Annotated in this window: 5 protein-coding genes; 2 read left to right on the top strand and 3 right to left on the bottom strand. The window is 75.0% G+C overall.

Going from position 1 to position 3,882, the window contains the following annotated elements:
- The coding region (locus VF468_18300; GenBank protein HEX5880241.1) for a helix-turn-helix transcriptional regulator at nt 1-394 on the bottom strand (394 nt) is incomplete at its 3' end.
- A gap of 201 nt (nt 395-595) precedes the next feature.
- Nucleotides 596-1,270 (bottom strand): ATP-binding protein, encoded by a 675-nt coding sequence (locus VF468_18295; protein HEX5880240.1) that lies wholly within the window; start codon nt 1,268-1,270, stop codon nt 596-598.
- Nucleotides 1,271-1,294: 24 nt separating this feature from the next.
- Here VF468_18295 and VF468_18290 point away from each other — a divergent pair, with 24 nt between their 5' ends.
- Nucleotides 1,295-2,659: a 3-deoxy-7-phosphoheptulonate synthase class II gene (locus tag VF468_18290; GenBank protein ID HEX5880239.1), complete on the top strand. Its 1,365-nt coding sequence runs from the start codon at nt 1,295-1,297 to the stop codon at nt 2,657-2,659.
- Nucleotides 2,660-2,667: 8 nt separating this feature from the next.
- The gene (locus VF468_18285) at nt 2,668-3,225 is read left to right on the top strand and encodes a putative glycolipid-binding domain-containing protein (protein ID HEX5880238.1); all 558 of its coding nucleotides are present in this window, start codon (nt 2,668-2,670) and stop codon (nt 3,223-3,225) included.
- A 105-nt stretch (nt 3,226-3,330) separates the two neighbouring features.
- Here VF468_18285 and VF468_18280 read toward each other — a convergent pair.
- On the bottom strand, nt 3,331-3,882 hold a 552-nt coding region (locus tag VF468_18280; protein ID HEX5880237.1), incomplete at its 5' end, for a lysine 2,3-aminomutase.

Below are 3,882 nucleotides of genomic sequence, written 5' to 3'. Positions count from 1 at the left end.
GGGTCACGGCCCGGTCGGTCTCGCCGGTCAGCAGGGCGGCGTCGGCGGCCCGGAGCAGCAGCGCCGACCGGTCGAGGGGGTTGGCGCCGGCGGCCTCGGCCGCCTGGGGCCACAGCTCCAGGGCGCGCCCGTAGTGCTCCCCGGCCTCGGCCAGCGCGAAGGCCGCCTCGGCGGCCATCCCGGCCCGCACGGAGGCGAGCAGGGCGGCCCCGGTGTCGTGGGCGGCGTAGGCGTGGTAGGCGAGCTGCCCGAGCTCGGCCGGCCCGCCCCGGCTCGCCAGGGCGGCGGCGTAGGCGGCGTGCAGGCTGCCCCGTTCGCCCGGGAGCAGGTCGTCGTACAGCGCCTCCTGGACCAGGGCGTGGCGGAACGCGTAGGCGTCGCCGTCCTCGTCCACCCGCAGCAGGTGCCGGCTGACGGCCTCGCGCAGCAGCTCGACCAGCCGGTCCCCGGGGACGGCGGTGACCGAGGCCAGCAGCCCTGGTCGACCCGGGACCCGGCCGCCGCGGCCGCGCGCACGACCCGCTGGGCGTCCTCGGACAGCGCCTCGACCCTGGCCAGCAGCAGGTCGCGAAGGACCGGCGGCTGGTCGGCGCCGTCAGGGCCGGCGGCCAGCAGCTCCTCGGCGAAGAAGGGGTTGCCCTGGGAGCGGGCCAGGACGTCGCCGACCAGCCGCGACGCGGGCCGGTGGCCGAGGACCCCGGCGATCAGGTCGGCCAGCTCGCGCCGGGTCAGGCGGGGCAGCTCGATCTGCCAGCAGGACGGGACGGCGGGCGGCCAGGCGGTGGAGGACCCCGAGGAGCAGCTCGAACAGCCGCCCTGGGGACGTGCCCGGCGGCGGCCCCGGGGCGGACGCCGGCGGGACCAGCTCGGGGACCAGGCGGGAGAGCTCGATGCGGGCGCCGCCGAGCACGCCGTCCAGCTCGGCCGGGTCGAGGTCGGCGGCCAGCTCCCGGAGCGCCTCGGCCAGCGGCGCGTACGGCAGCGTCCCGTCGCCGACGTCGAGGCAGCCACCGCCGAGCACGGCCATGCCGGCCGCCTCGGCCTGGCCGGCCAGCTCGGCGACCAGCCGGGTCTTGCCGACCCCGGCCTCGCCCGCCACGACCACGGCGACCGGGGTCCCGGCCGCCGCCCGCTCGGTGGCGGACCGGAGCCGGGCGAGCTCGGTGGCGCGGCCGGCCAGGACGGGGCTGGAGATGCGCTGGGCCACGTCGCCGATCTGCCAGACGCCGCCGGGCGAGGCCGCCCGCCGTCGCCGGGCATGCGCGATCATGCGCGGTTCTGCGACGATGGAGCGATGAACCCCACCGTTCGCACCGCGTCCCCGTCCTGGGCGCCCGACTCCTGGCGGGCGCTGCCGGCGGCCCAGCAGCCCGACTGGCCCGAGCCCGACGCCCTCGACCGGGTCCTGAAGGAGCTGTCGAACCAGCCGCCGCTGGTGTTCGCCGGCGAGGCCAGGACGCTGCAGTCCACCCTGGCCACGGTGGCCTCCGGGCACGGCTTCCTGCTCCAGGCGGGCGACTGCGCCGAGTCGTTCGACGCCTTCTCGGCCGACACGATCCGCGACAAGCTCAAGGTCATCTTGCAGATGGCGGTGATCCTGACCTACGGGGCCGGCCTGCCGGTGGTCAAGGTGGGCCGCATCGCCGGCCAGTTCGCCAAGCCCCGCAGCCTCCCCAGCGAGCGGGTCGACGGGGTCGAGCTGCCCGTCTACCGCGGCGACATGGTCAACGACCTCGGCTTCGACCCGGCGTCGCGCCGGCCTGACCCGGCCCGGATGCTGCGCGCCTACCACCAGTCGTCGGCCACCCTGAACCTGCTGCGCGCCTTCACCAAGGGCGGGTTCGCCGACCTCAACCAGGTGCACGTCTGGAACCAGGAGTTCGTGGCCCGCAGCCCGGCCGGGCGGCGCTACGACGCGGTCGCCGACGGCATCGACCGGGCGCTGCGCTTCATGGCCGCCTGCGGCATCGACCTGACCACCTCCTCGGTCATCCACCAGGTCGACTTCTACACCTCCCACGAGGCCCTCCTGCTCGGCTACGAGGAGGCCATGACCAGGCGCGACAGCCTCACCGGGTGCTGGTACGACTGCTCGGCCCACATGCTCTGGGTGGGGGACCGGACCCGCCAGCTGGACGGCGCCCACCTGGAGTTCCTGCGCGGGATCGGCAACCCGGTGGCGGCCAAGCTCGGGCCGACGGCGACCCCGGAGGAGACCGTGGCCCTGTGCGACGTGCTCAACCCGGGGCGGGTCCCGGGGCGGCTCACCCTGGTCTCGCGCATGGGCGCCTCCCGGGTCTCGGAGCGGCTGGCCCCGCTGGTCCGGGCCGTCCGCGACGCCGGCCACCCGGTCGTGTGGGCCTGCGACCCGATGCACGGCAACACCTTCGTCGGGCCGTCGGGCCACAAGACCCGCCGCTTCGACGACGTCATGGCCGAGCTGGCCGGCTTCTTCGCCGTGCACCGCTCCGAGGGCACCCACCCGGGGGGCATCCACGTCGAGCTGACCGGCGAGGACGTCACCGAGTGCCTGGGCGGCGCCGACGCGATCGAGGACGGGCACCTGCACCGCCGCTACGAGACCGCCTGCGACCCCCGCCTCAACGCCAGCCAGGCCCTGGACCTGGCCTTCCAGGTCACCGAGCTGCTGCGCGGCTGAGCGGGCCCGTGGCGACGATCCTCTGGCAGGCCGTCGAGTCGGGCGCCCTGGAGCGCTGCCGGCTGGAGGCCGGGCCGGACGGGCTGCGGCTGTCGGGGACCGTGCTCACGCCCGAGCACGGCACCCCCCTGGACGTCCGCTACCGGGTCGAGGCCGGGCCGGACGGGCTGACCCGGCGGGTCGAGCTGGAGCTGGACGGCGGCGCCACCCGGCGGGTCCTGCTCGCCGACGGGGCCGGCACCTGGCGCTGGGACGGCGGCCCGGCCCTGCCCGAGGTTGCCGGCGCCCTCGACGTCGACCTGACCGTCACCCCGTCCACCAACACCCTCCCCATCCGCCGCCTGGCCCGCCAGCTCGAGCCCGGCCAGGCGGCCGACCTCCGGATGGCCTGGGTCCAGTTCCCCGGCCTCGAGGTGATCGGATCAGCTCAGCGCTACCAGCGCCTCGCCACCGACCGCTGGCGGTTCTCCACCGGCGACTTCCAGGCCGACCTGCTGGTCGACCCGGACGGCCTCGTCCTCGACTACGAGGGCCTGTTCCGCTCCCTCGCCTACCGCCCCGGCTGAGCCCGTTCCAGGACCCGGAGCAGGGCCGCATCCGCGCCGGTGGCCTCCTCGCGCAGGGCCTCGGCGACCAGGTCGGGAGGTAGCGTTCGGTGGAGCAGTTCGCCCTCAGCTGATCGGGACGGTGTCGGGGACCCCGAACTTGCGCCAGTACTCCTTGCCGGACTCGGGCAGGGTCCGGATCGGGTCGTAGTACTCGTAGCGGCGGCTGAGGGCGTCGGGGTCGTCGAACTCGATGCCGGTGCGGTAGTTCTTGGTCCAGTAGGAGATGCCCTTCTCGCGGTCGTAGGCCTCGACCTGGTGGACCCAGCGCTTGCCGACGAAGGGGATGTCGGCCACCACCCGGGGGGTGGCGAAGCCGGGCAGGTAGCCCATGATCGCGTGCTGCAGCTCCTGGGCCTCGGCGATCGAGACCCGCCAGTGCTCGGAGTTGGGGATCATGTCGCAGACGTAGAAGTAGTACGGCATGACCTTGGCCTGGTCGAGCAGGGTGAAGCAGAGGTCGAGCAGGTCCTTGGGGGTGGCGTTGACCCCTCGCAGCAGCACTCCCTGGTTGCGGACGTCACGGAAGCCCATGTCGTGCAGGGCCCCGGCGGCCTTGGCGACCAGCGGGGTGAGCTGGTTGGCGTGGTTGACGTGGGTGTGCAGGGCCAGGTCGAC

It is taken from the genome of Actinomycetota bacterium, assembly GCA_036280995.1.
Lineage (GTDB): Bacteria > Actinomycetota > CALGFH01 > CALGFH01 > CALGFH01 > CALGFH01.
Note: the sequence above shows the minus strand (reverse complement) of the source record. Positions and strands in the feature narration are given on the sequence as shown.